General features: G+C 62.7%; 20 protein-coding genes. 5 read left to right on the top strand and 15 right to left on the bottom strand.

Features of this window, described 5'->3' with window-relative positions:
- Positions 1–18 precede the first annotated feature (18 nt).
- The 15 genes from NKH73_RS15250 to NKH73_RS15180 form a co-directional block, all read right to left on the bottom strand.
- Complete coding sequence (locus tag NKH73_RS15250; RefSeq protein ID WP_435528728.1) at positions 19–1,179, bottom strand: ABC transporter substrate-binding protein; 1,161 nt, start codon at positions 1,177–1,179, stop codon at positions 19–21.
- Between the two features lie 393 nt (positions 1,180–1,572).
- Positions 1,573–2,826, bottom strand: coding sequence for an SGNH/GDSL hydrolase family protein (locus tag NKH73_RS15245; protein WP_352932832.1), 1,254 nt, complete (start codon positions 2,824–2,826; stop codon positions 1,573–1,575).
- Between the two features lie 302 nt (positions 2,827–3,128).
- The gene (locus tag NKH73_RS15240) at positions 3,129–3,326 is read right to left on the bottom strand and encodes a hypothetical protein (protein ID WP_352932829.1); all 198 of its coding nucleotides are present in this window, start codon (positions 3,324–3,326) and stop codon (positions 3,129–3,131) included.
- Between the two features lie 234 nt (positions 3,327–3,560).
- Entirely contained in the window at positions 3,561–4,451 is an 891-nt protein-coding gene (locus NKH73_RS15235; protein ID WP_352932826.1) for an adenylate/guanylate cyclase domain-containing protein, read from the bottom strand.
- A gap of 351 nt (positions 4,452–4,802) precedes the next feature.
- Complete coding sequence (locus NKH73_RS15230) at positions 4,803–5,309, bottom strand: sulfotransferase family protein (RefSeq protein WP_352932823.1); 507 nt, start codon at positions 5,307–5,309, stop codon at positions 4,803–4,805.
- Between the two features lie 265 nt (positions 5,310–5,574).
- Entirely contained in the window at positions 5,575–8,154 is a 2,580-nt protein-coding gene (locus NKH73_RS15225) for a bifunctional diguanylate cyclase/phosphodiesterase (protein WP_352933033.1), read from the bottom strand.
- 312 nt (positions 8,155–8,466) lie between these two features.
- Positions 8,467–9,339: a class I SAM-dependent methyltransferase gene (locus NKH73_RS15220; protein WP_352932820.1), complete on the bottom strand. Its 873-nt coding sequence runs from the start codon at positions 9,337–9,339 to the stop codon at positions 8,467–8,469.
- A 253-nt stretch (positions 9,340–9,592) separates the two neighbouring features.
- Entirely contained in the window at positions 9,593–13,402 is a 3,810-nt protein-coding gene (gene metH / locus NKH73_RS15215) for a methionine synthase (protein WP_352932817.1), read from the bottom strand.
- A 124-nt stretch (positions 13,403–13,526) separates the two neighbouring features.
- The gene (ocd, locus tag NKH73_RS15210; protein ID WP_352932814.1) at positions 13,527–14,582 is read right to left on the bottom strand and encodes an ornithine cyclodeaminase; all 1,056 of its coding nucleotides are present in this window, start codon (positions 14,580–14,582) and stop codon (positions 13,527–13,529) included.
- Between the two features lie 29 nt (positions 14,583–14,611).
- Positions 14,612–15,241, bottom strand: coding sequence for an FMN-binding negative transcriptional regulator (locus NKH73_RS15205; protein WP_352932811.1), 630 nt, complete (start codon positions 15,239–15,241; stop codon positions 14,612–14,614).
- 64 nt (positions 15,242–15,305) lie between these two features.
- A complete protein-coding gene (locus tag NKH73_RS15200; protein ID WP_352932808.1) occupies positions 15,306–16,187 on the bottom strand; it encodes a branched-chain amino acid ABC transporter permease in 882 nt (293 codons plus the stop codon).
- 3 nt (positions 16,188–16,190) lie between these two features.
- On the bottom strand, positions 16,191–16,895 hold the full coding sequence (locus NKH73_RS15195; protein ID WP_352932805.1) for an ABC transporter ATP-binding protein: 705 nt from the start codon (positions 16,893–16,895) through the stop codon (positions 16,191–16,193).
- Positions 16,896–16,899: 4 nt separating this feature from the next.
- Positions 16,900–18,066: an ABC transporter substrate-binding protein gene (locus NKH73_RS15190; RefSeq protein WP_352932802.1), complete on the bottom strand. Its 1,167-nt coding sequence runs from the start codon at positions 18,064–18,066 to the stop codon at positions 16,900–16,902.
- 32 nt (positions 18,067–18,098) lie between these two features.
- Positions 18,099–19,934 carry a branched-chain amino acid ABC transporter ATP-binding protein/permease gene (locus tag NKH73_RS15185; RefSeq protein WP_352932799.1) on the bottom strand — a complete coding sequence of 612 codons (1,836 nt, stop codon included), beginning with the start codon at positions 19,932–19,934 and terminating at the stop codon, positions 18,099–18,101.
- 41 nt (positions 19,935–19,975) lie between these two features.
- Positions 19,976–21,142, bottom strand: a complete 1,167-nt coding sequence (locus tag NKH73_RS15180) for an NAD(P)/FAD-dependent oxidoreductase (protein ID WP_352932796.1) — start codon at positions 21,140–21,142, stop codon at positions 19,976–19,978.
- A gap of 146 nt (positions 21,143–21,288) precedes the next feature.
- Between NKH73_RS15180 and NKH73_RS15175 the strand changes: the two genes are divergently transcribed.
- From NKH73_RS15175 to NKH73_RS15155, 5 genes are read left to right on the top strand one after another with little or no spacing between them, the layout of a single operon-like run.
- On the top strand, positions 21,289–22,242 hold the full coding sequence (locus tag NKH73_RS15175) for a MurR/RpiR family transcriptional regulator (RefSeq protein ID WP_352932793.1): 954 nt from the start codon (positions 21,289–21,291) through the stop codon (positions 22,240–22,242).
- Positions 22,239–22,886 (top strand): cysteine hydrolase family protein, encoded by a 648-nt coding sequence (locus tag NKH73_RS15170; protein ID WP_352932790.1) that lies wholly within the window; start codon positions 22,239–22,241, stop codon positions 22,884–22,886. The genes NKH73_RS15175 and NKH73_RS15170 overlap by 4 nt, the downstream gene beginning before the upstream one ends.
- On the top strand, positions 22,883–24,202 hold the full coding sequence (locus NKH73_RS15165) for a type I glutamate--ammonia ligase (RefSeq protein ID WP_352932787.1): 1,320 nt from the start codon (positions 22,883–22,885) through the stop codon (positions 24,200–24,202). Before NKH73_RS15170 ends, NKH73_RS15165 begins: the two co-directional genes overlap by 4 nt.
- Positions 24,202–24,984, top strand: coding sequence for an N-formylglutamate amidohydrolase (locus NKH73_RS15160; protein WP_352932785.1), 783 nt, complete (start codon positions 24,202–24,204; stop codon positions 24,982–24,984). Before NKH73_RS15165 ends, NKH73_RS15160 begins: the two co-directional genes overlap by 1 nt.
- A complete protein-coding gene (locus tag NKH73_RS15155; RefSeq protein WP_352932782.1) occupies positions 24,981–26,297 on the top strand; it encodes an aspartate aminotransferase family protein in 1,317 nt (438 codons plus the stop codon). The genes NKH73_RS15160 and NKH73_RS15155 overlap by 4 nt, the downstream gene beginning before the upstream one ends.
- The last annotated feature ends 39 nt before the right edge of the window (positions 26,298–26,336 follow it).

The raw sequence follows: 26,336 nt of genomic DNA, 5'->3' as shown, positions 1-26,336 counted from the left end.
TGGCCGGACCTGCTTCGGTCAGTTTGCCTTGAAGGCTTCGGGATCGGCCGGACGAAGGAAAAACTGGTCCAGGTAATCCTTGCTTGCCCAGTTTTCGGCACCGACGTTGTACCAGCCGTCAGAATCTTCACTGCAATCGGCCGGGACGGCCTTTTCAAGCTGCTCGTAATTCATGGTCTGCGGCTTGGTCAGGATGGACTGGATCTTCGGGCCCTGACCCTGGAGCGTGCGCATCATTACGTTCCAGCCGAATTCGAAGTCGTCGCCCGGTGGCCAGGCATGGATCGCCTCCGAGACGAAATCCTTGTTGTTGCGCCAGTAGCAAAGCGCGCCGATCTCACCGCCGATCGAGAACGGGATCATATCGCGGCCGCTTTGCTGCAGTGCGCGCAAGGCGCCCAGTTCAGACGCCGACTGAATGATGATGCCATTCAGATCGCCAGGATTGGTGGCCAGCCACTTCTGGATTTCGGCCTGAGCAACCTGATCGGTCCACATGCCGGCAACCTGGCCCACGACCTTGATGTCCGGGTACTTCGCCAGGGCCTTCAGAACGCCGACGTTCTGTGAATCCGAAGCAGACGCGCCCGGAATGCCTTCGACCACGAGGACATTGCCCTTGCCGTTGATCTGCTTGGCCATCCATTCGCCGAGCATACTGCCACCCACGACGAAGTTCGCCGAAGTGTTCACTGCATAAGGCGAAGTGAGATAGCCAACTGCAGAGAAGACCGGGACATCACGCTGGTGGGCATATTCGACGGTCTGGTTCAGTGAGGTCGGGTTCGAGCAGCAGACGATGATCGCGTCGACGCCCTGATCCACCAACTGCCGCATCTGCTGGATCTGGGTGGAGTCGTTCAGATTGGATTGGGTGATGATCACGTCCTTTATCAGGCCGAGCTTCTTCCATTTCGGAATAATCTCTTCCTGGAGCCGCTTCATGACGTCGGCGCGCCAGGTGTTGCCAGCATAGGAGCTGGCGTACCCAATCGTCCACGGCGGACCCTTCTTGGGCTTCCAGTCGCGGTAGGCGCTTTCCGCGAGCGGCTGCATCGGATCCATCATGTCTTTGTTATAGAGCTCATCCTGGATGTTCTTTGGCAGCTCATCCACGCCACCGGCAAATGCAGGGGTGACGCTAGCGATCGTTGCGACAACGGCAAGCGATCGCAACATGGTTGCGAATATCGTCAATTTTTCCTCCCTTAGTGCCGGGCATTGAGCCATGGGCACGCTGAGTTCAGTGGAACCCGCAGAGGACTATCGGGCAATCAGGACGTTGGAGGTAATACATTTTTCAAATGCGCTCTATACGCTTTCGCTATGGGCCTGCCCCACTGGCGGATCTCGCTTCAGGCCATGGCCGGGCACGGAACACCGCCCCTGCATGAATGCCTGCTCACCCCGTCCCTGCCGACAAATCTCAAACCGCGGGTTTTGACGACCATCATCAATATCGACGACGGCACGTGTTCCCTTGATCTGCTTGAAGTTTCTTTCGCGAGTGCGGTGTGGTGTGGTGCCACCACGCCGTCGATGCGCTTAGCTGTCACAAGCCCGGCTACCCAGCTATTGAGCAGAAAGCACGCCGAGGTCGATAGCTCCGGCCATGGCATTGTAGCCTGCCGGGTTGGGATGCAAGTGATCGCCCTTGTCGAATTCCGCCTTGATGTAGCCGGGCTTTGCCGGGTCGACCACCGCTTTGTCGAAGTCGATGACGGCGTCGAACGCTCCGGAACGGATGAAGTCGTTCACGGCCAGACGGATCTTCTCTTTGTCTTCGGTGTAGTAGCCCTGGAACGGCGAGCCTACGAAAGCGTCGCCGAAAGGTGTCAGGGTAGCACCGACGATGCGCATGCCGTCGGCGTGGGCGCGTGCGATCAACTGTCTGTAGCCGGCGATGATTTGCTCGGCAGTGGGTTGGGTGTCGGACGGTGCCAGCCCGGTTCCAGGCCAGCCGATATCGTTGATGCCCATCATCAGCACGACCGTGTCGGCGCGCGCCTGGTTGAGTACATCGCGGTCGAAGCGGGCCAGCGCGTTGACGCCCATCCTATCCGATAGGATCTTTGCGCCGGAAATCCCCTGGTTGAGCACGGCTACAGGTGCCCCGCCGGCCTCTTGCAGCCGCTTGGCAAGCGTATCAGGCCAGCGGTCGTTGCCGTCGATGGTGGAGCCATCGCCGTCGGTGATCGAGTCGCCGAAAAGGACCACGGCACGCGCGCCGTCGACCGCGTCAACCATAATCCCGGACAGGAACACGCGCTGCGTCTGTGTCGAGTCCGCCTTCAGGTCGGCCTCGCCGGTCTTGTCGCCGGCGGCCACATAGGCAGTTTGGTGCCCGTCCCAATGCATGGTCGTGGCAGCCGCGCTTTCGGGGAAGTACAGGCTGACGGAGAGTTCAGCAAGCGGCGCCACAGTCAAGTCGACGGGATCGCTGATCGCCGGAGCACCGGGGGGAATGGTGATAGAGCTTTCGCCGCCGAAGGTCAGGACGCGATCGGACTCGGGCTTGATCGCCGCTCCGTCGGTGGTGATGGCGACATGGGCGGCCCCAACCTTAAGCGGCTGTGTGCCATACTCATTGGAGAGGACGATCCGCACCTTGCTGCCGCCTATGCTGATACGCGCGATTTGCCGGATCGTGCTGCGGAAATAGTTGCTGGGAAAGCCGAGCGGGATCGGAAAGTCGGCTTGCCAAGCCGGCTGCGGGCTTGCGGTCCAAGTACCGATCCATTCGGTCGAGTCTTGAGCGGTAGCGGGCAGCAATGACACATAGGATAGAACCGCGCCCGCCAAAGTTGCGGATACAAGCCTGTACATAATGTCCTCCCTTTGCCGGCACATCGATTGCCAGCGTGTTGACGCTCCTGTTGCCCAAGGCGAAGACTGAACTGGCCGGGAATCGCTGTCAACGTTCCGTGCGACATCCAGGAACGATCGAGGATTGGGCTCTGGCTGCCGCCAGTAACGCTTTGTCGGATCAGCGTCCGGCGTCACGCCCCAGCGCGCCAGTTCCGGCGATGCCGAAACGGAGCACCTGGCGACGAGCGGCACTGCCGGTGCCGGCGCGTGGTTCCGCGGTTGCGGGGTCTCCCGAATGGACACAGTCTGCTGCACCGGATCTATGTCGCCTGCGGGGCGCCACCAATCAGCAGGTTGAACAGTGCGCACAAGGCGATGGTGATAAGCAGGCCCAGCGTGCAGGCGGCGCCAGCCGCACCTGTGCCGTATTCCTGCAACAGCCCACCGAGTACGCCTGTACAACCCGCGACGTTAGGTGGCAGGCCGCTTTGCACGGCGGATGGGTCCATCCAACTCATTTGCTTATGGGTATTGGCAAATCTGACCTGGGCCGACTTGGGACGTAACCTCGACCGGCAGTTCCGGGGCCGGAAACGGAAGGTCAGCTTTTCTGGAAAGCAGACGTTCCTAGGTTTTGTCCTCGGCACCCATCGGTGAAGGGGCGATCTCAAGGACTGTCAAAAGGTAGGGCGCGGCATCGACGGCGTCAGCGAACCAGCTTGACACCGGTCGCGGCTACGAGTCCGGCCGGGTCAGTCCGAGACAATTTCGTAGTGAAGAATCTGGGCGTCGCCGAGTGACGACTTCAGTCCAGGCGAGATGACGCCGGAGCCGAAGAGGAGAATATCTTCGCGGCGCACGAATACTTCATGGCCGGGTCCCATCGACACAAATGTGCCCGACGAGCTTCGCTCGACAAGCCGCGCCTTGCCATTCGAAATGGTGAAGGTCGCGTGGTGCCTTGAGACCCAGGGCCGCTGGACGACGATGTTGCATTCCGGAGATCGGCCGATGGTCACAAATTCGTTGTGTCGGCAGAATCGCAACTGATCTTCATAACGGATGACCAGATTGATCTGCGGCGGCGGGGCGGAGCGCCTGTCGATAATGGTGCCCCGGCTGGCGATGCGCGTACCGAGGGCCCCATCGTCGCTCCTCAGAGTATAGACGTCGAAGAGTTCTTGCTTCCCCTTGAAGGCCATTTTGTCGAGGAGCCGCAAGCCACTGCGGCTCCCCGCGGAAAGGGCTTCGAAGAAGCTCTGGCTGATCAGGACCTCCCCGGGGTTGGCCGTGGTGGACAACCTTGCGGTGACATTCACAACGTCGCCGAATACCGCGCCCCGCGCGCGAATGACCGCCCCGAAATGCAATCCGATACGGGCGCTCAACGGCCCTTCCTTCAGTTGGCAGCTGATTTGGCGGACCGCCCTCAGCGCCGCCTCCGAGCTCCCGAACAGGCTGAGTACGTCATCGCCTTTCGAGTAGATGAAATCACCGCCGTGTTGGGCGACGATCGCTCGCATTGCGTCCAGGCAGTCCGAAACCTGCAGCAAAGCGGCATCGTCGCCGATGCGCTCATAGAGGGGCGTGCTGCCCACGACATCAGCCAAGAGGACTGCGGCTAGAAGTCTTTCCTGATCCATCGATCTCATATCCGCTCCGAAAAGCGCAGCGTGTATAACACACCAAGTTGCCTGCAACCTATCTACTTGCGCGCCTTGGGGCCGGGGCGATGCTTCGGGTGATCGCCACAGACGGACAGGCGGCTGCCTTCACTCATCTCTCCAAATTATTACCGGCAGAGGCTTTGCGATAGGAAGCAGCGGCCGGTTAACAGGAAGCGGCAGGGTTGATCTTGACGTCCGACATAAGGCGCAAAGTCGTCGTTGAAAATTGATGGGTCGCCTGGGGGTCAAGCGCTGACGCTACCCCAAGTCCGGTTCTGACCGTCCTCGCGAACATCGTCGTGACCTGACCCATTGCAGACGGTCCGACTAGTTCTGTGCAAGAGCCATCTGAAAGTCCTTCGTGTTGTTGCGATTGGGATAGGACTGATCCGGTACTGGCACGCCAAGATGCAGGCAGAGCGGCTTCCATCCGTCGCCCAGATTGTGGACCAGCAGCCGACTCGACGGCACCGTCGCAATGACCGCCCTTACATTGGCTTCGTAGACGGCGATGGCATTGGCGCGATCGTGCGGCCGGCCGCCAAAGACCTGCCTGGAGATCAAGGCAAGACCCAGCGACTCCTGGTCCGTGCTCTGGCTGATGCCCGCCAAGATCGTTTTCGCGAAGCTTTCCCACCAGCTTTCCGGCGAACGGTATGTCAGGATGACCCGCGCGTCGGGATAGAACTCAATCAGATCACGCCAATAGTACGCGGAGGGCCAGTCGATGCAGGACGCGTAGCCCGCAAACAGCTGGTTCCAGCCCGGTGCCGTGCCCTTTGCCAGCGCACGCCAAAGCCGCTTCTGGTCGTCATTGGCCATGACTTCGAACATGTGGTGACATGTCGATCTCCTTCACAAGCGCTCGCAACTCGGCTGGAGGCGCAAGACAGAAAGTTCGAAAAGCTTCCAAGAACCCCAGCCATCCATTTATCTTTTAATAAACCAATGATTTAGCTCAGCCCGCTTCCCAAGATGGCCGTCCAGGACAGTCGTCGAGGCCAATGGTGGTAGGCTGTTTGGCAGCGTCTGTACTGCAGTGGTACGAACTTCGATCGGGCCGCTTCGCTGCCGGAGGCCCTGAGGCTGACGTCAACAGTCAGCTGGCCGTGCGCAGACGCCGAGATCGGACAAAGGCCTTTAGTCCCTCGGAATCCAACGCATGCCCGAAGGCATGACCCTGCAGCATATCGCAGCCCAAGCGCTTGAGTATCCTTGCGTGCTCCATCGTCTCGACACCCTCCGCCACGACCTCGATACCCAGGGCTTTGCCGATCTCAATGATCGACGAGACGACCTGCCTTCGTTGCGGCGATTTGACAATTGGGGCGACCAGCTGGCGATCTATCTTCAGCCGGCGAGGCTGTAATTTGAGCAAACTGACTATGGAGGCATAGCCAGTACCAAAATCGTCTATTTCCACATCAATGCCGAGTTCTTTTATCTGCTCAACATTCCATGTAACAAGATCATCATTGTCGTCGAGGAAAATTGACTCGACCAGCTCGAATGAAACTGTACCTTTCTTGATGTTTAGTTTCTTCAAACTCTTAATGAGTTCTTCATCTTGAAGGCGTCGTGCAGAAACGTTGACTGATACCCGCGGAATGTGAACATTCGCAGCAGACCACCCTTCGAGATCCAAAAGCGATTGCTCCAAAATGGTTCGATCGATAATCGAGACGACATTCAGTTCTTCCGCAATCCTCAGGAAGACATCGGGCGCTAAAATACCCTTCTCCGGATGTCTCCATCGCGCCAGCGCCTCGACCCCAACAATTTCGAGCGTTTTTGCGTCAAATTGCGGCTGGTAGAAGGGAATGAACTCGTTGCGCTCAAGGCCGCCGAGAATTTCGTCGGCAATCCGTTTTGTGTCGACGATTTCGCTTTGCATCGCCTCGGTGAAGAATTCGTATCGATTGCGCCCACGCCTCTTTGCCCGATAAAGTGCGATGTCAGCGTTGACCAGCAGATGTTTGGCTTCGACATCTTTTCCATTGTCGACTGCAATTCCCACGCTCACGCCAAAACGGCATCGATGGCCCTGATAGTAGACGGGCTCGCGCATCTGGCTGATGACGCGGTCAGCGAGCCGCGTCAGTTGCTTGATAACGTCATGCACCACGCAAAGGACGATGAATTCGTCTCCTCCGATCCGAGCGACGAACCCCTCGCCGTCGACCTTGGATCGGAGGACAGCCGATGCATGAACAAGCATTGCGTCGCCCGCGGCATGGCCAAGCGTATCATTGATGTGCTTGAACCGATCCAGATCTATGTGAAGCAGTGCCACATGCCCGCCGACGCGCCGGGCGTTTGCTGCGTAGTCTTCCAGCACCTGGTCCAGATAACGCCGGTTGGGCAAACCGGTCAACGAATCGTGGAGCGCAATGTGCTCTATGCGCGCCTTGGCCAACTCGAGTTCTGCATTTTTCGACTCGGAAAGCTGTTTTGCGCGAACCAGATCCTTGTTCAGCAGGACATCGGCTGTGACATCCCATTCGGCGCCGATCATTTTCGGGGTGTCATTTGCGATCCGGTAAATTGTTGCCTTGGATCGGACATGACGAATCTCGCCATCCGGCCGAATAATCCGGTATTCCGACAAATATGGTTCGCCGCCGGCCATCGCGCTGTCGAAATCGGCGTGGGCGCCAGCCACATCATCCGGGTGGATTGCTCCCGCCCAGTCCAAATAGCCGCGGCGCTCCCCAGCTTGTCTGCCGTATATTTCGTTGACGCGATCGTCCCAGGTAAGTTTGTTGGTCGCGAGATCGTGTTCCCAAACGCCAATAGCCGACGCTTCCAGAGCGAGTTCGAGGCGTCTCGACAACCGACTCCGTTCCGCATAGTTGCGCTGTCTCTCGCCAATCAGGCGGCCCGTAACCAGGATGGGGATCACAACCAAGGCCCCGGCCGCCGCCATGATCGCGCGCAAGAACCACGCGTTGTCGGGCGTCGAAGGCCAGCCGTTTTTGGGGATGGCGGCGATCCGCCACGAACCGGACGGGAGCAGAACGTCGGCCGTCACCGGATTGCTTTTGCCGACCCCCTTATTGCCGAAGAATTGATCTCCACTTGCACCGAGAGCGTCCTTACCGATCAGCGCTACGTCAATCCCGAGATCATCGTCGAGCAGGCCGCTCGCCTTATACAGGCGCTGCACGTCGACAACAGCCGAAATGATGCCCCAGAACCTTTCAGTGTTGCCCGCACTCCGTACAAAAACCGGAATACGACCGACGAAGCCTTGTCCTCCCTGCATCAAGTCGACGGGACCGGCAATAATCAGCTTGCGCTCGTCTCGCGCCCTTAGCGCGGCCGCGCGCTGCCGCTCGTCGTTGCGGTAATCGAGCCCCATTGCCTTCTCGTTCCCCTCCATCGGGTACATCAGGGAAATGACCAGATCGGGCGCGCCGGCAATATTGTTCAATTGCGAGTCCCCGCCAAACAGGTTCCTCGCGAGCGAGGCGAAGCGTTGCTGTCCCATATAGGGTTCAGTCACGACCGTCGCGACCAGCCCCTGCACGAGTTGAAGGTTTCCGTTGATGTTGCCTTCAAGCTTGGCGCGGATAAGATTGACCTTGGCCAGTACATCCGCACGGGCGGCTTGGTCCGAGACGACTTTGTTCTGGTGGTCCGCGAACGCCGCGCCAATGGCAATAACGACAACCGCCATCGCCGCCGGGATATTTGCCGACGAAAAAACAGCCTTCTTAATACCGCCGAACCTAGCGCGGAAAAGAGCCAATAGGCGATTCCTCAGCTGCCATTCAGGTCCTCGGGCCAACCCGACGACGGAATATTAGCTGTCAATATTTAATTTTGACCTTCACGGGTCCTAAAATTTTTGCCCTTCCGAGCGCCTGATGCCTGCCGCTGGAGCCGCTGGACCGGCACGCTGCCTTCGGGCGATCGACGGCACCGCCGCTGCGAGCAGAAAAAGCTGGCCGGCAGATCGGTCGTCTTGCCGGAGTAGGTAATAGTAGGACTAGTGGCTCTCAATCGCCTTGGGCGTAACAAGATATGGTATCTTGCCGACGCTACGCTTCGTCGCGCCAATGGAATAGGCCATTGGAATCTTCGGAGAGTTCTCCGGCAAGCGGTACATATCCTTGCCGGCCCTCACGGCAAACGAAAAGTGCTGCCACGAAACCGTGTCATGCTCATTGAGAAAATCAAGCGTCAGCCCGGCTGCAATCAGCGCGTTCACCACGTCGCTGATCGGATGAATCCACTCATAGTAGCGAGGATGCTTCAGGATGCGGTCGTCGCCGGTATAGGTCCGCTCCTCGTTCCACGCGAGTGGCCGGGCAATTGGCGTTCGCCAGTCGTGCTTGAACTCCAGCGCCGCAGCCTTGCGGTCACACTGGAACATCAACGGGTGGCCCTCGGCCAGATAGAGCCGGCCGCCGGGCCGCAGGAGATCGGAAACCACGCGCGCCCAGCGGAAGACGTCGTCCAGCCAGTTTACAGAACCCCAGGTAACGTAAGCGATGTCAAAGGTTCGGCCGAGCGCTTCGACCGCTTCGAACAATGGCGCTTCCACGAAGCGTACATCGGTGCCGGTGCCCGCCTTCGCAGCGAAATCCCGCGCCGCTGCGATCGCCGTCGGTGAAAAGTCGAGGCCGGTCACGCTGCCCGCGCCCAGGTTCTTCAAGCTGATCGTGTCGAGCCCGATATGACATTGCAAATGGACAATATCCTTGCCGATGATGTCACCGACCTCGCGCGTTTCCAGTTCATAGAGATTGGATCCACCGGCCAGTACATTTTCGATGTGGTAACTGCCCGTCGTGTCGGTCGAATGCAATTCGGCCCGATCATCCCAATTGAGGCGGTTCGCACCCAGAAACGCTTCCAAATTGCCCCCTCAAAGTCCCTGCCGAGACCATTCTTGGTAAACAGAACGTTAATATACTTTGCAGCTAAAGGGTCGCGCGTCAATCCGAGGCGGGGGCCGGCGCATCACTGCCGTAGACGAGGCTCATCATCGCCCTGGCCAAGGCGGACGTGCCAATCAGTTCGTCCTGTCTGTGCAGAACGAATGTGCAATCAGGGTAAGGCTGCTGCCATTGAGGCGCCGGCTTCTCGCCCATTGGTCTCGCGGCGCGATTTCACGCCGCTGCGTCCAGCCCCTGCGCCGGCACATAGTTGAGTATAGGCCCGAGCCAGCGCTCGACCTCGACAAGCGGCATGCTCTTGCGCCGCGCATAGTCCTCGACCTGGTCGCGTTCGACCTTGGCGACGCCGAAATAATAGCTCTCGGGATGCGACAAATAGATGCCTGACACCGAGGAGCCCGGCCACATCGCAAAACTCTCGGTCAGGCTGACGCCAGCATTGCGCTCGCCGTCGAGCAAACGGAAAAGCGTCGCCTTCTCGGTGTGATCGGGCTGCGCCGGATAGCCCGGCGCCGGGCGGATACCGCGATAGGGTTGGCCGATCAGCTCGTCCGGCGCCAGGTTCTCGTCCGGCGCATAGGCCCAAAAATCCTTGCGCACCCTCTCGTGCATGCGCTCGGCGAAGGCTTCGGCGAAACGGTCGGCCAGCGCCTTGACCATGATCGACGAGTAATCGTCGTTCGCCCGCTCGAAGCGCTCGGCGATCGCCACTTCCTCGATGCCGGCAGTGACGATGAAGCCACCGAGATAGTCGGCCTTGCCGCTGTCGGCGGGTGCTACGAAATCCGACAGCGCGACGTTCGCCTTGCCGTCGCGCTTGGTCAGCTGCTGGCGCAGCGTGAAGAAGGTCGCCAGCTCCTGCGAGCGCGCGTCGTCGGTGAACAGCCTGATGTCGTCGCCGACGGTATTCGCCGGCCAGAAGCCGATCACGCCCTTCGGCGCGAACCATTTTTCCGCGACGATCTTTTTCAGCATCGCCTGGGCGTCCTCGAAGAGTTGGCGTGCCGCCGGCCCTTGCGCCTCGTCGTCGAGGATTTTGGGGTAGCGCCCCTTCAGCTCCCAGGTCTGGAAGAACGGCGTCCAGTCGATATAGCGGGCGAGCTCGGCCAGATCCCAGTCCTCGAAGGTTTTCAGGCCGAGGAAGGACGGTTTTGGCGGCTCGTAGGCCGACCAGTCGATCCTGTGGGCATTGGCCCGCGCCTTGGCGAGCGGCAGGCGCTGCTTATCGGCTTCGCTGCGCGCATGCGCATCGGCAACCTTCTTGTATTCGGCACGAACATTGTCGACATAGCCGCCCTTGGTCTCGTTCGACAAAAGCGCCGACACCACGCCGACGGCGCGGCTGGCATCGGTGACGTAGACCGTCTGGCCTTTCGAATAGCGCGGATAAATTTTGACCGCCGTATGCACACGGCTGGTCGTCGCGCCGCCGATCAGAAGCGGAATGTCAAAGCCTTCGCGCTCCATCTCGGCGGCCATATGCGCCATCTCGTCGAGCGAGGGCGTGATCAAGCCGGACAGGCCGATAATGTCGACCTGCTGCTCGCGCGCCGTCTGCAGGATCTTCGCCGCCGGCACCATGACGCCAAGGTCGATGATCTCGTAATTGTTGCAGGCCAGAACCACGCCGACGATGTTCTTGCCGATGTCGTGGACATCGCCCTTGACCGTCGCCATCAGGATCTTTCCGGCGGTCTGGCGTTCGCCGGTGTCGACGCCGTTGGCGGCGTTGGCCAGCTTCTCGGCCTCCATATGCGGCAGCAGTCCGGCAACGGCCTGCTTCATGACGCGGGCGGATTTCACCACTTGCGGCAGGAACATTTTTCCTGCGCCGAACAGGTCGCCGACGACATTCATTCCCGCCATCAGCGGACCTTCGATGACATGCAGCGGGCGCTCGGCGGCAAGTCGCGCTTCGTCCGTGTCCTGGTCGATGAATTCGGTGATGCCGTTGACGAGTGCGTGCGAAATGCGCTGCTCGACGGGCCAGTCACGCCAGGCGAGATCGCGTTCCTGCGCCTCCTTGCCCGCCGTGCCCTTGAAACGTTCGGCAAGTTCCAGCATGCGTTCGGTCGCGGTACCGCCACTCTTCGGCTGGCGGTTGTTGACGACGTCCTCGCAGGCTTCGCGCAGTTCCGGATCGATGGTATCGTAGACGGCAAGCTGCCCGGCGTTGACGATACCCATGTCCATGCCCGCCTGGATGGCATGGTAGAGGAACACGGCATGCATGGCCTCGCGCACCGGCTCGTTGCCGCGAAACGAGAAGGAGAGGTTCGACACGCCGCCCGATATGTGGACGTGGGGAAGCGTCGCGGTGATCTGCCGTGCGGCTTCGATGAAGTCGACGCCGTAATTGTTGTGCTCGTCGATGCCGGTGGCGATGGCAAAGATGTTCGGATCGAAAACGATGTCCTCGGGCGGGAATCCGGCCTGCTCGGTCAGCAGTTTGTAAGCGCGGGTGCAGATTTCGACCTTGCGCGCCTTGGTGTCGGCCTGGCCCTCCTCGTCGAAGGCCATGACGACCACCGCCGCGCCATAGGCGCGGACGAGCTTCGCATGATGCAGAAAGGCGTCCTCGCCCTCCTTCATCGAGATGGAGTTGACCAGCGGCTTGCCCTGCACGCATTTCAGGCCGGCTTCGATGATCTCCCATTTGGAGCTGTCGATCATCACGGGCACGCGGGCGATGTCAGGCTCGGCGGCGATCAGGTTGAGATATTCGACCATCGCCTGCTTCGAATCGATCAGGCCTTCGTCCATGTTGATGTCGATGATCTGCGCGCCATTGGCGACCTGGTCGCGCGCGACATCGAGCGCGGCGGCATAGTCGCCCGCCGTGATCAGCTTCCTGAACTTGGCCGAGCCCGTGACATTGGTGCGCTCGCCGACATTGACGAACGGAATCTCCTCGGTCAGCGTGAACGGTTCGAGCCCCGACAGGCGCATCTTCGGCTCGATGTGAGGAACTGCGCGCGGCGGATATTTCTTCACCGCCGCTGCGATGGCGCGGATGTGGTCCGGCGTCGAGCCGCAGCAACCGCCGACAATATTGACCAAGCCATCGCGCGCGAAATCCTCGATCTGCGCGGCCATGAATTCCGGGCTCTCGTCATACTGGCCGAATTCATTGGGCAGGCCGGCATTCGGATAGGCACAGACAAAGGTGTCGGCGACGCCTGATATTTCGTCCAGATGCGCGCGCATGGCTTTGGCGCCCAGCGCGCAATTGAGACCTATCGTGAACGGGTTGGCGTGACGGACCGAATGCCAGAATGCCGTCGGCGTCTGGCCGGACAGCGTACGGCCGGACAGATCGGTGATCGTGCCCGATATCATCACCGGCAGGTGCACGTCCTTTTCGATGAAGATCTCGTTGCAAGCGAAGATCGCCGCCTTGGCGTTCAGCGTATCGAAGATGGTCTCGATCAGGATGATGTCGGCGCCGCCGTCGATGAGACCGCGCAGCTGCTCGCCATAGGCAAGGCGCAATTCGTCGAAGGTCACGGCGCGGTAGCCGGGATTGTTGACATCCGGCGACATCGAGGCGGTGCGGTTGGTCGGCCCCAGCGCGCCGGCGACGAAACGGCGCTTGCCGTCCTCCTGCTCGGCCCGCAGCGCTGCCCGGCGCACCAGCCGTGCACCGTCGCGGTTCAGCGCGTAGACCGCGTCCTCCATGCCGTAATCCGCCTGGGCGATGGCGGTCGAGGAGAAGGTGTTGGTTTCAAGAATGTCCGCGCCTGATATGGCGTATTGATAGTGGATCTCCTCGATCGCCTTGGGCTGCGTCAGGATCAAAAGGTCGTTGTTGCCCTGCTGATGGCAGGCGCACTCCGCGAATTTGTCGCCACGGAAATGGTTCTCGTCGAAGCCCAGGCCCTGGATCTGCGTGCCCATGGCCCCGTCGAGGATGAGGATGCGTTCGCGCGCCGCCGCAGTCAGCGCCGCAAGCACTTCCGAACCGTCGGGCTTGGCCGTGACGGGGCCGAACAGGTCGTCCAGCGATGATGGTTTTTGCGACATATTTCGTCCTCGGGGCGACAGTCTCGCCTAAGTCACATAAGGACATCTTTATGTCAATATACGATACTCGGCGGCTGCTGTCACCCCTGTCGCTGGCCGCTACCTGCCGGCGCTACAACGCCGCCTAGCCCGCCTTCGCCAGCACCGCCGCCCTGAGCAGCATCCCGAACAGGTCGCGCGGTTCGTCGGGATCAGCCAGCATGTCGAGTTCCTGGTAGAGGCCGGTCGAGCGCAACTGGTCTCTGACATAGCGCAGCGCCGAAAAATCCTCGATGGCGAAGCCGACGGAATCGAACAGCGTGATCTGGGCCGGGTCGCGCCGGCCTTGTGCGACGCCGGTGATGACTTGCCACAGCTCGGTCACCTCGTGGTTCGGCGCAAGCTGCTGGATCTCGCCCTCGATGCGCGTCTGCGGCGGGTATTCGACGAAGATGTCGGAGCGCAGCAGGATGTCGCGATGCAGTTCGGTCTTCCCCGGACAGTCGCCGCCGACCGCGTTGATGTGGACGCCCGAGCCGACCATGTTGTCGGTGAGGATGGTGGCATACTGTTTGTCGGCGGTGACGGTGGTGATGATCTGAGCGCCCTCGACGGCTTCTTCGGTAGAGCGGCAGGCAACCATATCAAAGCCAAAGCCAGCCAGATTGCGCACGCATTTTTCCGTCGCCGAACGGTCGATGTCGAAGAACCGCAATTTGCGCACACCGAGCAAGGCCTTGAAGGCCAGCGCCTGGAATTCGGCCTGGGCGCCATTGCCGATCAGCGCCATGCAGTCGGCGCCTGGCGGCGCCAGGTGCTTGGCCGCCAGCGCCGACATTGCTGCGGTGCGCAGTGCGGTCAGGATGGTCATTTCCGACAGTAGCACGGGGTAGCCGTTGTGGACGTCGGCGAGCATGCCAAAGGCGGTCACGGTCTGGCGACCTTCGCGCATGTTCTTCGGGTGGCCGTTGACATATTTGAAGCCATAGACCTCGCCGTCGCTGGTCGGCATCAGCTCGATCACGCCCTCGGCGCTGTGTGAGGCGACGCGCGGCGACTTGTCGAACAGCTCCCAGCGGCGGAAATCGCCCTCGATGTAGAAGGCGAGCTCGGTGAGGAACCGCTCGACGCCGATCTTCAGCACCAGCTTCATCATGTGGTCGACGCTGACGAAGGGAACGATGTTGAGATTGGGAATCATTTTTGTCCTTGCCCGCATTCCTGCGACGGTCAGTCCTTGCGATGCGCGTTGTGCGCCTTCATCATCGTCGCCAGTGCCGGATCGCTCTGCTCCAGCATGCCGATCGCGGCATTGGTATCGTAGAGCCGTTCGTCCTGCCCCATCTTGAACTTGGCCTCGAGCCGCTCGATCGGCAGATCGAAGCCGAGTATGTGCGGTATGCGCCGCTCCATGCCGCCCGGCCCGAGCTCGCGCATGCGCCAGCGGTCGTCGCGGTCCTTTTCCAGCACGTCGACGAGCTGCAAGAGATGACGGGCGGTGGCGTGATCGTCGAGCTGAACGGGCCGGCCGTGGCAGTGGACGACGGCGAAATTCCAGGTCGGCGCGCTGTCGCGCACCGGATTGCGCGGATACCAGGACGGCGAGATATAGCCGTGCGGTCCGTGGAAGATGGCGATCGTCTCCCTGCCCTCTGCTATCAGCGCGCTGTGCTGGTTCTGCCTAGCAAGATGCGACACCAGCGTGCCGTTCGGTCCCCGTTCACGGTCCAGCACGACCGGCAGATGCGAGGCGACCAGCCCTTGCGGGCCCGATGTCACCACCGTGGCGAAGGCCGCCGCCTCGATCAAGCCGAACACCTCGCTTAGGGACAACGGTGCGAATTCGGGCTTGCTGTACATTTTATCCTCTTGTTTAAGCATAATCTTTTTCCGAAAATCGGTTCCCACTTTTCGGGATCATGCTCTAACTTCTCTGCACGCGAACCGCCGGGATCAGACCTTGCGGCCGTATCAGCAGCACGGCGATGACGCCCGACAGCACGATGGCGTCGCGATAGGGTGCGACTGCCCCAGGCAGCGTCGCCTGCAGCAGCACCTCGATGATGCCGAGCAGGAAACCGCCAGCAACGGCACCCGGCAGGCTGCCCAGTCCACCGACGACAGCGGCGATGAAGGCCTTCAGCACCGGCGTGAAACCCATCAGCGGATCGACGGAGGCCCGCTGCGCCACCCACAGCATCGCCGCCAGTCCGGCCAGCAGACCGGACAGCAGGAAGGCGGTGGCGATGATGCGGCTGGCCGGAATGCCCATCAGGCGCACGACGTTGAAATCCTCCGCCGCCGCGCGCATCGCCGTGCCGGTGACGGTGCGGCGCAGGAAGAGTTCCAGCGCAATCAGCGCCAGCGCCGAGACGACGATGGAGATGCTCGGGCCGACGCCGATGGTGAAATCGCCGAACGAGAAGGCGCCGGTCATCCAACTAGGCATGGCGACAGCCTGCGGCCGGGCCGAGATGCCGTTCTGGAAGACGACCTTCAGCAGGCTGGAAACGGCGAAGCTGGTCAGAAGCAGGCTGGTGACGCTGGCGCCGCGCATCGGCCGAAAGGCGACGCGCTCCATGGCAACCGCTGCCAGCGCACCGCAGGACACCGCAACGAGCACCGCCGCCGGAAACGGCAGGCCGAAAACCAGCGCGGCAAGCAAGGCGTAGCCCGACAGCGTCATCAGCTCGCCATGGGCGAAGTTGATCAGCCCGACGATGGAAAAAACGATCGCCAGCCCCAGTGCCAGCAGCGCATAGACGCCGCCGAGGCTCACCGCATTGATGATCTGCTGCGCGATCATGGTTCAGGCTCCGAGATAGGCTTGGCGGACGAGGTCCGAACTGGCGAGTTCCTTCGCGGTGCCCGACAGCACCACCTCGCCATTGGCAAGCACGATGGCGCGGTCGGCGATCTCCAGCGCTAGCGCCACGTTCTGTTCGACCAGAAGGATGGTCAGGCCGGTGCGACGCAGTTCGGCGATCAGGTCGAAGACCGTGTCGATCAGTTGCGGGGCAAGGCCGAGCGACGGCTCGTCGAGCAGGACCATGCGCGGCTTGCCCATCAGGGCGCGGGCAATCGCCAGCATCTGCTGCTCGCCGCCGGAGAGATTGCCGCCCTTGACGCGGTGATAGCGCCGCAGGATCGGGAACAGCTCCAGCATCTCCTCTTCGCGCGCCCTCGCCTCCACCGCCGGCAGGTGCATCGCACCGCCGAGACGCAGATTGTCGGCCACGGTCAGGCCGGCGAAGATGCGCCGGCCCTCCGGTACCAGCGAGACGCCCTTGCGGGCGATCGCCTCCGGCGCCAGGCCGGTGATGTCGACCCCGTCGAAGACCACTTTGCCTGATACAGCCGGCACCAGCCCGGCGATGGCGCCAAGCGTCGAGCTCTTGCCGGCGCCATTGGCGCCGACCAGCGCGATGATCTCGCCGCTGTCGACGGCGAGGTCGACGCGGCGCACCGCCTCGACTTCGCCATAGCGTATCTTCAGGGCTTCGACGCTCAGCATGATGTCACGGCGCCGGCACGTCGGCGGCGTCGGGGATCATGGTCTGGATGTGCTTGCCCTCGCCGCCCTCATAGCGCATCAGCGCCACGGGCCTCAGCGGCATGCGGTCGGTGCCGGCATAGGTGATCTTGCCGGTGATGCCGTCAAAATCCTTGAGGCCGGCGATGGCGTCGCGGATCGCCTTGGGATCATCGGAGCCGGCCGTCTTGACCGCCTGATCGAGGATCAGCCCGATCTCGTAGCCATTCACCTCATAGGTCGATTCCGGCGCGTGGCCGGCAAACTTGGTGAAGGCGGCGTTGAAAGCCTCCAGCTTGCTGCCCGGTTCTGCGTAACCGGCCGCCGTGTAGACGACGCCGTCGACCAGCTTGCCCAATCCCTTGATGGTCGGCGTGCCGATGGCATCGGCGCCATAGACCGGAATGGTGACGCCGGCGCCACGCAATTGCTGGATAAAAGCCGGGAAATCAGGCTCGTAAGCGGCCGTCATGATCAGGTCCGGCTGGTCGGCGAGGGCCTTGATGTTAGTGATCTCGGCAGAAAAGTCCGGCTGGCCCATGGTGAAAGTACCGCGGCCGACGACAGCGCCGCCCTTCTTTTCAAACACCTTGCCGAAATATTCGGGCAGGTTGGCGGTGTAGGTGGCATCCGGTGAGGTCAAGAGAAACACCTTCTTCTTGCCCTCGGCGATGGCGAAGTCGGCAACCGCGGTCGCCTGTACATTGTCGGCCGGATAGGTGCCGAACATGACGTCGCCGACCGCGGCGGTGAGAACCGGGGCGGAGCCGCACAGCGTCAATGTCGGAATGCCGAGCGGCTGGGTGAGCTGGCCGGCCGAAATCGAGGGATCGGCGTCGCACGGCGTGATCATGATCTTGGCACCGGCGTCGATCAGCTCCTGGGCGACGGTGGCGGTCTGCGCCGTGTCGGACCGGGTGTCCTTGATCATCAGCTTGACGGTGTATTTGCCGCCAAGTCCGCCCTTGGCGTTGAGTTCGTCCAGCGCCATGCGCAGGCCGGCAAGCGCCGGCTGGTCGTAGGGAGCAAGGCCGCCGGTCTGCGCGGTTGCGGCACCAATGATGATCTCCTCGGCGCTGGCGGCCGAAATGGCGGCGATGCCGAACACCGCCGCATAGAGGGCGGCGCGGTGAAGGCGATAAAGCTTTGGCATGTCGGTTCTCCTTCTGGATTTGTTATCGTTGGCTATGCGGTTTCACTTGCAGGCGTTTCGTTGGCAGGCGTTTCTTGTCCCGTCTTGGCGCGGGCGGTGCGACTGCCGAGATAGGCGGCGATGACGGCAGGGTTCTTCTGCACCTCGGCCGGCGTCCCGTCGGCGATGACGCGGCCATGGTCGATGACGACGATGCGTTCGCACAGGTTCATTACCAGCCGCATGTCGTGTTCGATCAGGACGACGCCGATGCGCCGCTCGGTGCGAACGGCCGAGAGGATCGAGACCAGCTCGGCGGTCTCGACCGCGTTCATGCCGGCGGCGGGCTCGTCGAGCAGCAGGAAGCGTGGCTTCAGCGCCAGCGCCCGGGCCACCTCCAGCCGGCGGCGCTGGCCATAGGCGAGCCTGGCGGCGGGCTGGTCGGCAAATTTTTCCAGGCCCATGCGCGAAAGCTCGCGCATTGCGGCCGCCTCGGCACTGGCAAGGTCGGACTCGACCGAGCGGGCGGCGACCACGACATTTTCCAGCACGGTCATCTGCGGGAAGACGCGGATGTTCTGGAAGGTGCGAGCAACGCCCGAGCGGGCGAAGCGGAAGGCCGAGGCCCGTTTCACCGAGCCGCCGATCGACACGCTGCCGGCACTCGGCTCGACGTCGCCGGCCAGCATGTTGAGCAGGGTCGTCTTGCCGGCGCCGTTCGGGCCGATGATGCCGGTGATGCTGTCGGTGTCGAAGGCGAGCGTGACGTCGTCGACGGCGACGACACCGGCATAGCGCCGCGACAGATGATCGGCGGTGAGCCGGTCGCGCTCGGCATGCAGCTGCGGCGCAGCCGTGACCGTCGCGGCTTGGCGACCGGGCCGGCGCAGAAGGTTCAGCTCGCGCTCGCCGAACAGGCCGGTCGGCCGCCGCCAGATGACCAGGATCATGGCGATGGCAAGCACGCCCTGGGTCAGGCCGAACAGCACCGGCAGATGCAGGCCGAACACCTCGCCGCCGCCCTCGAAGCGACGCACCACCTCGATCACGACGATGGTGACGACAACACCGGCAAAGGCGCCGAGCGAGGAGCTCATGCCGCCGACGATGAGCATGGCGAGCAAGGTGAAGCCAAGGTCGAAATAAAAGTCGCGTGGCGAAAAGGCGCCGAGGAACTGCGCCATCATGGCGCCGGCGGCCATGGCGGCGACCGCGCCCACCACCCAGGCGGCCAGACGCGAGGTGCGCTGGTCAACGCCGACAGCCGCGGCGCCGCGCTCGTCATTGGCGGCGGCGCGGGTGGCAAGGCCGAAGGCGGTTTCCCGGAAAAGCCTTGCCGCCACAAGCGTCACCGAAGCGACGCCGATAGCGGTCCACAGCCCGACCTCGCGCGGTACGCCGTAGAAGGGCTGACTGCCGCGGGTGATCTCGCGCCCGGCGACCAGCAGCGTGTAGACGATGATCAGCATGGCGAGCGTGGCGATAGAGGCGCTCGACCCGGACAGCCTGAGCAGAGGCGTGCCGGTCAGAAGGCCGATGACGATCGCAAGGATCAGCACGACGGCGAGTGCGGCGAAGAAGGAGAGTTCATAACCAGCGAGAAACTGCGGCAGATCGCGCAACGCGGTGCGCTGAAGTGCGGCCGGCATGGTCAGGATGCCGGTGGCATAGGCGCCGAGACCGACAAAGGCGGCGTGGCCGAAGGAGACGATGCCGCTGTTGCCGGAAAATATTTGCAGGCCGAGCACCGCTGTCAGCATGATCGCGGCATAAGTGACGACGCGCTGCATGGCGACGCCACCGAAGAAGAAGACAATGAGCGCTCCCAGCAGCAGCACCGCCACCATGCAGAGAGCATCGGCTGAGGCGTTGCGAAACGCGGCCGGCATGAACGACCGCGCCCTCCCCTCGCTCATCGCCGCCGACGCCATCAGGCGGCCTTGAAGCGGCTGGGCAAAAACGGCGCCAGGATCGGCTGGGCGCCTTCGGTGACCAGTCTAGCCACCGCTTCGCCGACCGCCGGGCCGGTCTTGAAGCCGTGGCCTGAGGAGCCGGCCGAAACGAACAGCCCGTCGATGCCAGGCATGGCGCCGATCACCGGCAGGTCGTCGGGACTCATGTCGTAAAGCCCGGCATAGCCAGGGCGGATGCCGAGATCGGACATCGCCGGCACGCGCGTCGCAAAGGTCTCGAGGATCTCGACCGATTCCGATTCCTCGACGCCTTCCATATAGTCGTCGGGGTTTTCGACGAAACGCGGCCGGCCTGCGTGCTCATGACGCAAGCCAGTGCCGCCGCCGGCCCAGGTGCCGGCAAGGATGACGCCGTCATTGTCGGGCCGTGCATAGTTGCAGGAGATATCGTCGCACCAGGCGAAAGGCATGACCTGGCGCGCCTTGCCAGCGGTGTCGAGCACGGCCATCGGATGACGCTCGACATGGAGCGGCAGATCGAGGCCGACCGTCGCCAGCAAGCGGCGTGTCCAAGGTCCGGCGGCGAGCACCACGGCATCGGCCTTCAGCACGGTCCCGTCGGCGAGCGCGACGCCGCTGATACGGTCGTCCTCTTTCACAAGCCGTTCGACGCGGGTGTTCTGCATGATCCTGGCGCCGCGTGCCTTGGCGGCGCGGGCAATTGCATTGGTGGCGCCGAAGGCGTCGGCATAACCATATTCGGGCTCCCACAGCGCCAGCGCGACATTGTCCAGCGCAAAGCCGGGCGCGGCGTCGGCGAAGGCTTGTGGCGACAGCGTCTCGATCAACGCGCCCTCGCCGCGAATGCGTTCGGCGGCGGCTTTCCAGCTCGCTTCATTGTCGTTGCCGCAGACCCACATCATGCCGACTTGCGTGACGAAAGAACCTTCGCCCGCGATCTCCGGCAGTGACACCAATATCTCGCGGCCACGTATGGCAAGCTGCGACAGTTCCGGCATCAGATAGAAGGCGTGCAGCAGCGCAGAAGACTTGCCGGACGGGCCGCCCGCGGGATGCGTCTGCTCGACAAGCGTCACCGCCACGCCGGCCGCGGCCAGATGATAGGCAGCGCTCGATCCGACGATACCCGCACCGACGACAATGACGTCGCTTCCATTCCGCATGGCTGTTCCCCACAGTCTCTTGGCTGCTTTCCGGCAAAGCTAAGACCAGTCGTCTGGCTATGTCAACATCTCTTCATTGTTGACCGAAATTAAAATCTCTGTAATAAACTCCACACAACGAGAGAACACGGATTTCGGGGAGGCCAATGGCGATACGCGACGTTCTGATGCGCGGGGATCTTGCGTTGACGCCGTCGGAGGAAAAGATCGTCCGGCTGCTTCTGACCGACTATCCGACCTCCGGCCTCGGCACCGCTTCATCACTCGCCCGGCGCGCCGGCGTCAGCGACCCGACCGTGGTCAGGCTGGTGGTGAAGCTCGGCTATGATGGCTTTCCGGACTTCCAGGCCAAGCTTCTGGCTGAGGTCGAGGCCAGGCTGCATTCGCCGCTGCTGATGATGGAGGCCAAGCGGCCGACAGCCGCGGAAGATAGCGCCATCCTCGCCTACCTCGGCTCCGTCGGCGCGGCGCTCGAGAAGTCTATCAGCCTGACGCCGTTGCAGAGCTATGAGCGCGCCGCCCGTTTGCTGATGGAGACCAAGGGCGAGGTGGTCATGCTCGGCGGCCGTTTCAGCCGCCACATCGCCAGCATGTTCGCCGGCTACATGCTGCAGTTCAGGCCTGAGGTGCGCGACCTCGGCACGTTGTCGGCACAGGCATTCGACACGCTGGCCGATCTCGGCCGCCGCGACGTGCTCGTCGTCTTCGATTATCGCCGCTACCAGTTCGATGTCATCGACTACACCAGGCAGGCGGCGGCGCGCGACGTGCGCATCGTGCTGTTCACCGACCAGTGGCTGTCGCCGATCGCCGATCTCGCCGAGGTCACCATCATCAGCCCGCTGGAAGTCGCCTCCCCCTACGACACACTGGCGCCGGCGATCGCACAGATGGAGGCGCTGGTCGCCCACATCGTTTCCACGCTGAGCGATGGCGCCCGCGAGCGTATCGAAAGGCTGGAGGAGGTGCGGCATGCGAATGCCGTGACCCTCGACAGTGCCGGCCCCGAAGAAACCGGAGCGCGCAGAATGCCCGGTCCCAAATCAGCCCAATCCAAATCAGTCCAATCCAAGTCAGCGAAGCAGGACCAGAAAGCATGACGCAGATATTGCCAAAACGAAACGAGCAGTTCCGGGCCGGCGAAACCGCGCTGCTTCTGGTCGACATGCAACGTGTCTGGCTGGAGCCCGGCGCCGACCCGGGGCACCCCGAACGCGGCCCTGAGCATCATTTCTACAGGCAGACATCGTCGCAGACGATCCCCAATCAGGAGCGCCTTTTGGCGGCAGCCCGCGCCAACGGCGTCGAGGTCATCCACACCATCATCCAGAGCCTGACGGAAGACGGCCGCGACCGCTCGCTCGACCACAAGCTGACGCCGATCCATATCGCTCCCAGCCTACCGGAAGGCCTGCCGGTGCCGTCGCTGGCGCCGGTCGGCGACGAGATCATGCTGCCGAAGACGTCGTCCGGCATCTTCAATTCGACCAATGTCGACTACGTCCTGAAGAACCTTGGCGTGCGCTACCTCGTCGTAGTCGGCATCATGACCGACCAGTGCGTCGACATGACGGTGCGCGACGGCGCCGACCGCGGTTATCTCGTCACCTGCGTGTCGGATGCCTGCGCCGCGGCGACGCAGGAACGCCACGACATCGCGCTCAAGGCCTTCGGTGGATACTGCTGGGTCACAGACACGGACGAGGTCGTCGCCCGCTTCGAAGCCTTGGGAAAAGCTGCATGACATCGACAGTCGAATCGCTCGTTGCCGTCGTCACCACCGATCTGTCCGCGATCACGCGCGGCCGCTCGGTCGTCGAAAGCAAGCTGCAGAAGATCGCCGCCACCGGCGTCGGCTGGCTACAGGCCAATCTGTCGCTGACGCCGTTCAATTCCATCGTCGATCCCAACCCCTGGGGTTCGTCCGGCGATGTGCGGCTGGTGCCTGACCTCAACGCCCGTTTTCGCACGGCGTTGACCGGATCGGCGACGCCGTTCGACATGGTCGCCGGCAACATCGTCGAACTCGACGGCAGCCCGTGGGTGGGTTGCACGCGAACCATGCTCAGCGATGCGCTGGCGGAGCTGAAGGCGGCAACCGGGCTTTCCGTCATCGCCGCCTTCGAACATGAATTCCACATCGAGGGCGACTTTGTGCCGGGGCATTCGCTGTCGTTCCAGGCGCTGCGGCGGACCGACCCGTTCGCGCCCAATCTGATGGCGGCGCTGGAAGAAGCGGGCGTCGCGCCAGAAGTGGTGATCGCCGAGTTCGGCAACGAGCAGTTTGAGGTGACGCACGAGCCGGCCGATGCGCTTGCCGCGGCCGACCGCGCCGTCGCCATCCGCGAAATCACCCGCGAAGTCGCGCGCAATGCCGGCTGGCGCGCCAGCTTCACGCCGAAAGCCGCTCCTGACGCCGTCGGCAACGGCCTCCACATCCATTTCAGCTTCGTCGATGCGGCCGGCAAGCCGGCGACCTACGATCCAGCACGACCGGGCGGTCTTTCCAGCCAGGCCGGCGCCTTCTGCGCCGGGGTGCTTCGCCATCTGCCTGGTATCACCGCCATGACGGCGGCGAGCGTGTCGTCCTATTACCGGCTGAAGCCGCATAGCTGGAGCTCTTCCTACACCTGGCTTGCCGATCGCGACCGCGAGGCGTCCTTACGCATCTGCCCGACGGTGACAATCGGCGGGCGCGACCCGGCACGGCAATACAACATCGAATACCGGGCCGCCGACGCCACCGGCAATCCCTATCTGTCACTGGCGGCGATCATTCGGGCCGGCCTGGAAGGGCTGAAGGCCAAGCTGCCGACGCCGCCGCTGGTCACTGGCGACCCGACGCTGATGAGCGAGGCGGAGCGCAAGAAGCTCGGCCTCGTACGCCTGCCGGAAACTCTGTCGGCGGCGCTCGACGCGCTCGCCGCCGACAGCACCGTTACCGGATGGTTCGCACCAGTGTTCGTCGAGACCTTTCTCGGGCTCAAGCGGCATGAAACCGAGCGCCTCGCCGGCCTCGACCCGGTGGCTGTCTGCGACCTCTACCGGACGCTTTATTGATGGCTACCCAGCCTGCAAATGCCAACCAGCCTGGAAAAGAGTGGCCGGCCGCCGTCGACGTGCTCAACGAGAATGGGCGCTCCGATATCGTGCTGTTGTGCGAGCATGCGTCCAATCACATTCCGGCGGAGTATGGACAGCTGGGGCTCGATATCGGCCATCTGCAACGCCACATCGCCTGGGATATCGGCGCTGCCGAAGTGACGCGCCGTCTGTCGGTGCTGCTCGATGCGCCGGCCTTCCTCAGCGGCTATTCGCGGCTGCTGATCGACCTTAACCGGCCGCTGGGCACCAATGGCAGCATTCCGGTGCTCTCCGAAGACACCGATATTCCCGGCAATATCGGGCTCGATCCGTCCGAGCGGGCACGTCGCGCCGAAATCATGTTCGCGCCTTTCCATGAGCGGGTGGCCGCCCATCTCGACCTTCGGGCGAAGGACGGCAGGCCGACGCGGATCGCGACGATCCACAGCTTCACGCCGGTCTTCCTCGGGGTTCCCAGGCCCTGGCATGCCGGCGTGCTTTACGATCGCGCCAGCGATTTCGGTGAAACGATCCTCATCAGCCTGCGCAACGACACAGCTCTCAACGTAGCGGCGAATGTGCCTTACGTGATCAGCCGCGATGCCGACTACGCCGTGCCCATCCATGGCGACGATCGCGGCATTGCCGCCGTACTCATCGAGATCCGGCAGGACCTGTTGGCGAGCCGCGCCGGCATCGAGGCATGGGCGAACCGCCTGGCCGCCGCCTTGCCCATGCAGAGGGAGAAGGCGTCATGAGCAATCTCAGCCTGCGCGAGCGCGACGCGGCAACCATCGCCCAAATCGGCAAGCTGCGTTTCTCGCCGCTGAGCGTCGTCGGCGGCCAAGGTAACCGGCTGATCGAGGAAGGCGGCCGCTCGCTGCTCGACCTGTCCGGGTCGGCCGGTCCGGCCATTCTCGGCTACGGCCACCCGGCGATCGTCGAGGCGGTCGAAGCCTCGATCCGCGACATGGCCGGCGCCAGTCTCTTGCTCTATCCGAACGAGCCGGCCGTGTCGTTGGCCGAGCGCTTGCTGGCGATCACGCCCGGCAATGGCGAGCGCCGTGTCTGGTTCGGCCATTCCGGCTCGGACGCTAACGACTGCGCAGTGCGCGTGCTTCAGGCCGCAACCGGCCGCTCCCGCTTCATCTCCTTCATCGGCTCCTATCACGGCAACCTCTCCGGATCGATGGGCATCAGCGGCCATACCGCCATGACCCATACGCTGCCGCGGCCTGGCGTGCTGTTGCTCCCCTACCCCGATCCCTACCGGCCGCAATTCAGCGCCGAGGAGGTTCTGGCCCTCCTCGATTATCAGTTCGAGACCACCTGCCCGCCGCATCAGGTCGCGGCCGTGTTCATCGAGCCGCTGATGTCGGATGGCGGGCTGATCGTGCCGCCGCCCAGCTTCCTCAAGGCGCTTGAAGAGCGCTGCCGAAGGCATGGCATCAGGATCGTCGTCGACGAGGTCAAGGTCGGATTGGCGCGCACCGGCTTGATGCATTGCTTCCAGCATGAGGGCCTGACGCCGGACCTCGTCGTCTTCGGCAAAGGCATCGGCGGCGGCCTGCCGCTGTCGGCTGTCATCGGCTCGAAGGAGATCATGGATCACGCTCCGGCCTTCGCGCTGCAGACCACGGCCGGCAACCCCGTGGCGACATCAGCCGGCAATGCGGTGCTTAAAACGATCGAAAGCGAGGAGTTGGTCGAGCGTTCGGCGCGCGTCGGCGCGCTGTTCTCGGACGCGCTCAAAACGCTCGCCGCAAAACACGAGATCATCGGCGACGTGCGTGGGCGCGGCCTTGCCGTCGGCGTCGACCTGGTCAAGGACCGCAAGACGCGCGAGCCCGTCGCGGCGACGACAACGGCCAAGATCATCTATCGCGGCTACGAGCTGGGCGTGGCCTTCACCTATGTCGGGCTGAAGGCCAATGTGCTCGAATTCATGCCGCCGCTGACGCTGACCGAGGAGGAAGCCGCCGAGGGCGTGGCGATCGTCGACCAGGCGATCGCCGATGTCAGCGCCGGCAAGGTCTCGGACACCGATGTCGCGTCCTTCATGATGTGGTAGTGGGGGCCAGATCAAGTGCGGCGCGCCCGCCATTGGGAA

Origin of the sequence: Mesorhizobium sp. M0938, from assembly GCF_040319125.1 — a bacterium.
Lineage (GTDB): Bacteria > Pseudomonadota > Alphaproteobacteria > Rhizobiales > Rhizobiaceae > Mesorhizobium > Mesorhizobium robiniae.
This window is presented reverse-complemented; position numbering and strand designations above follow the sequence as displayed.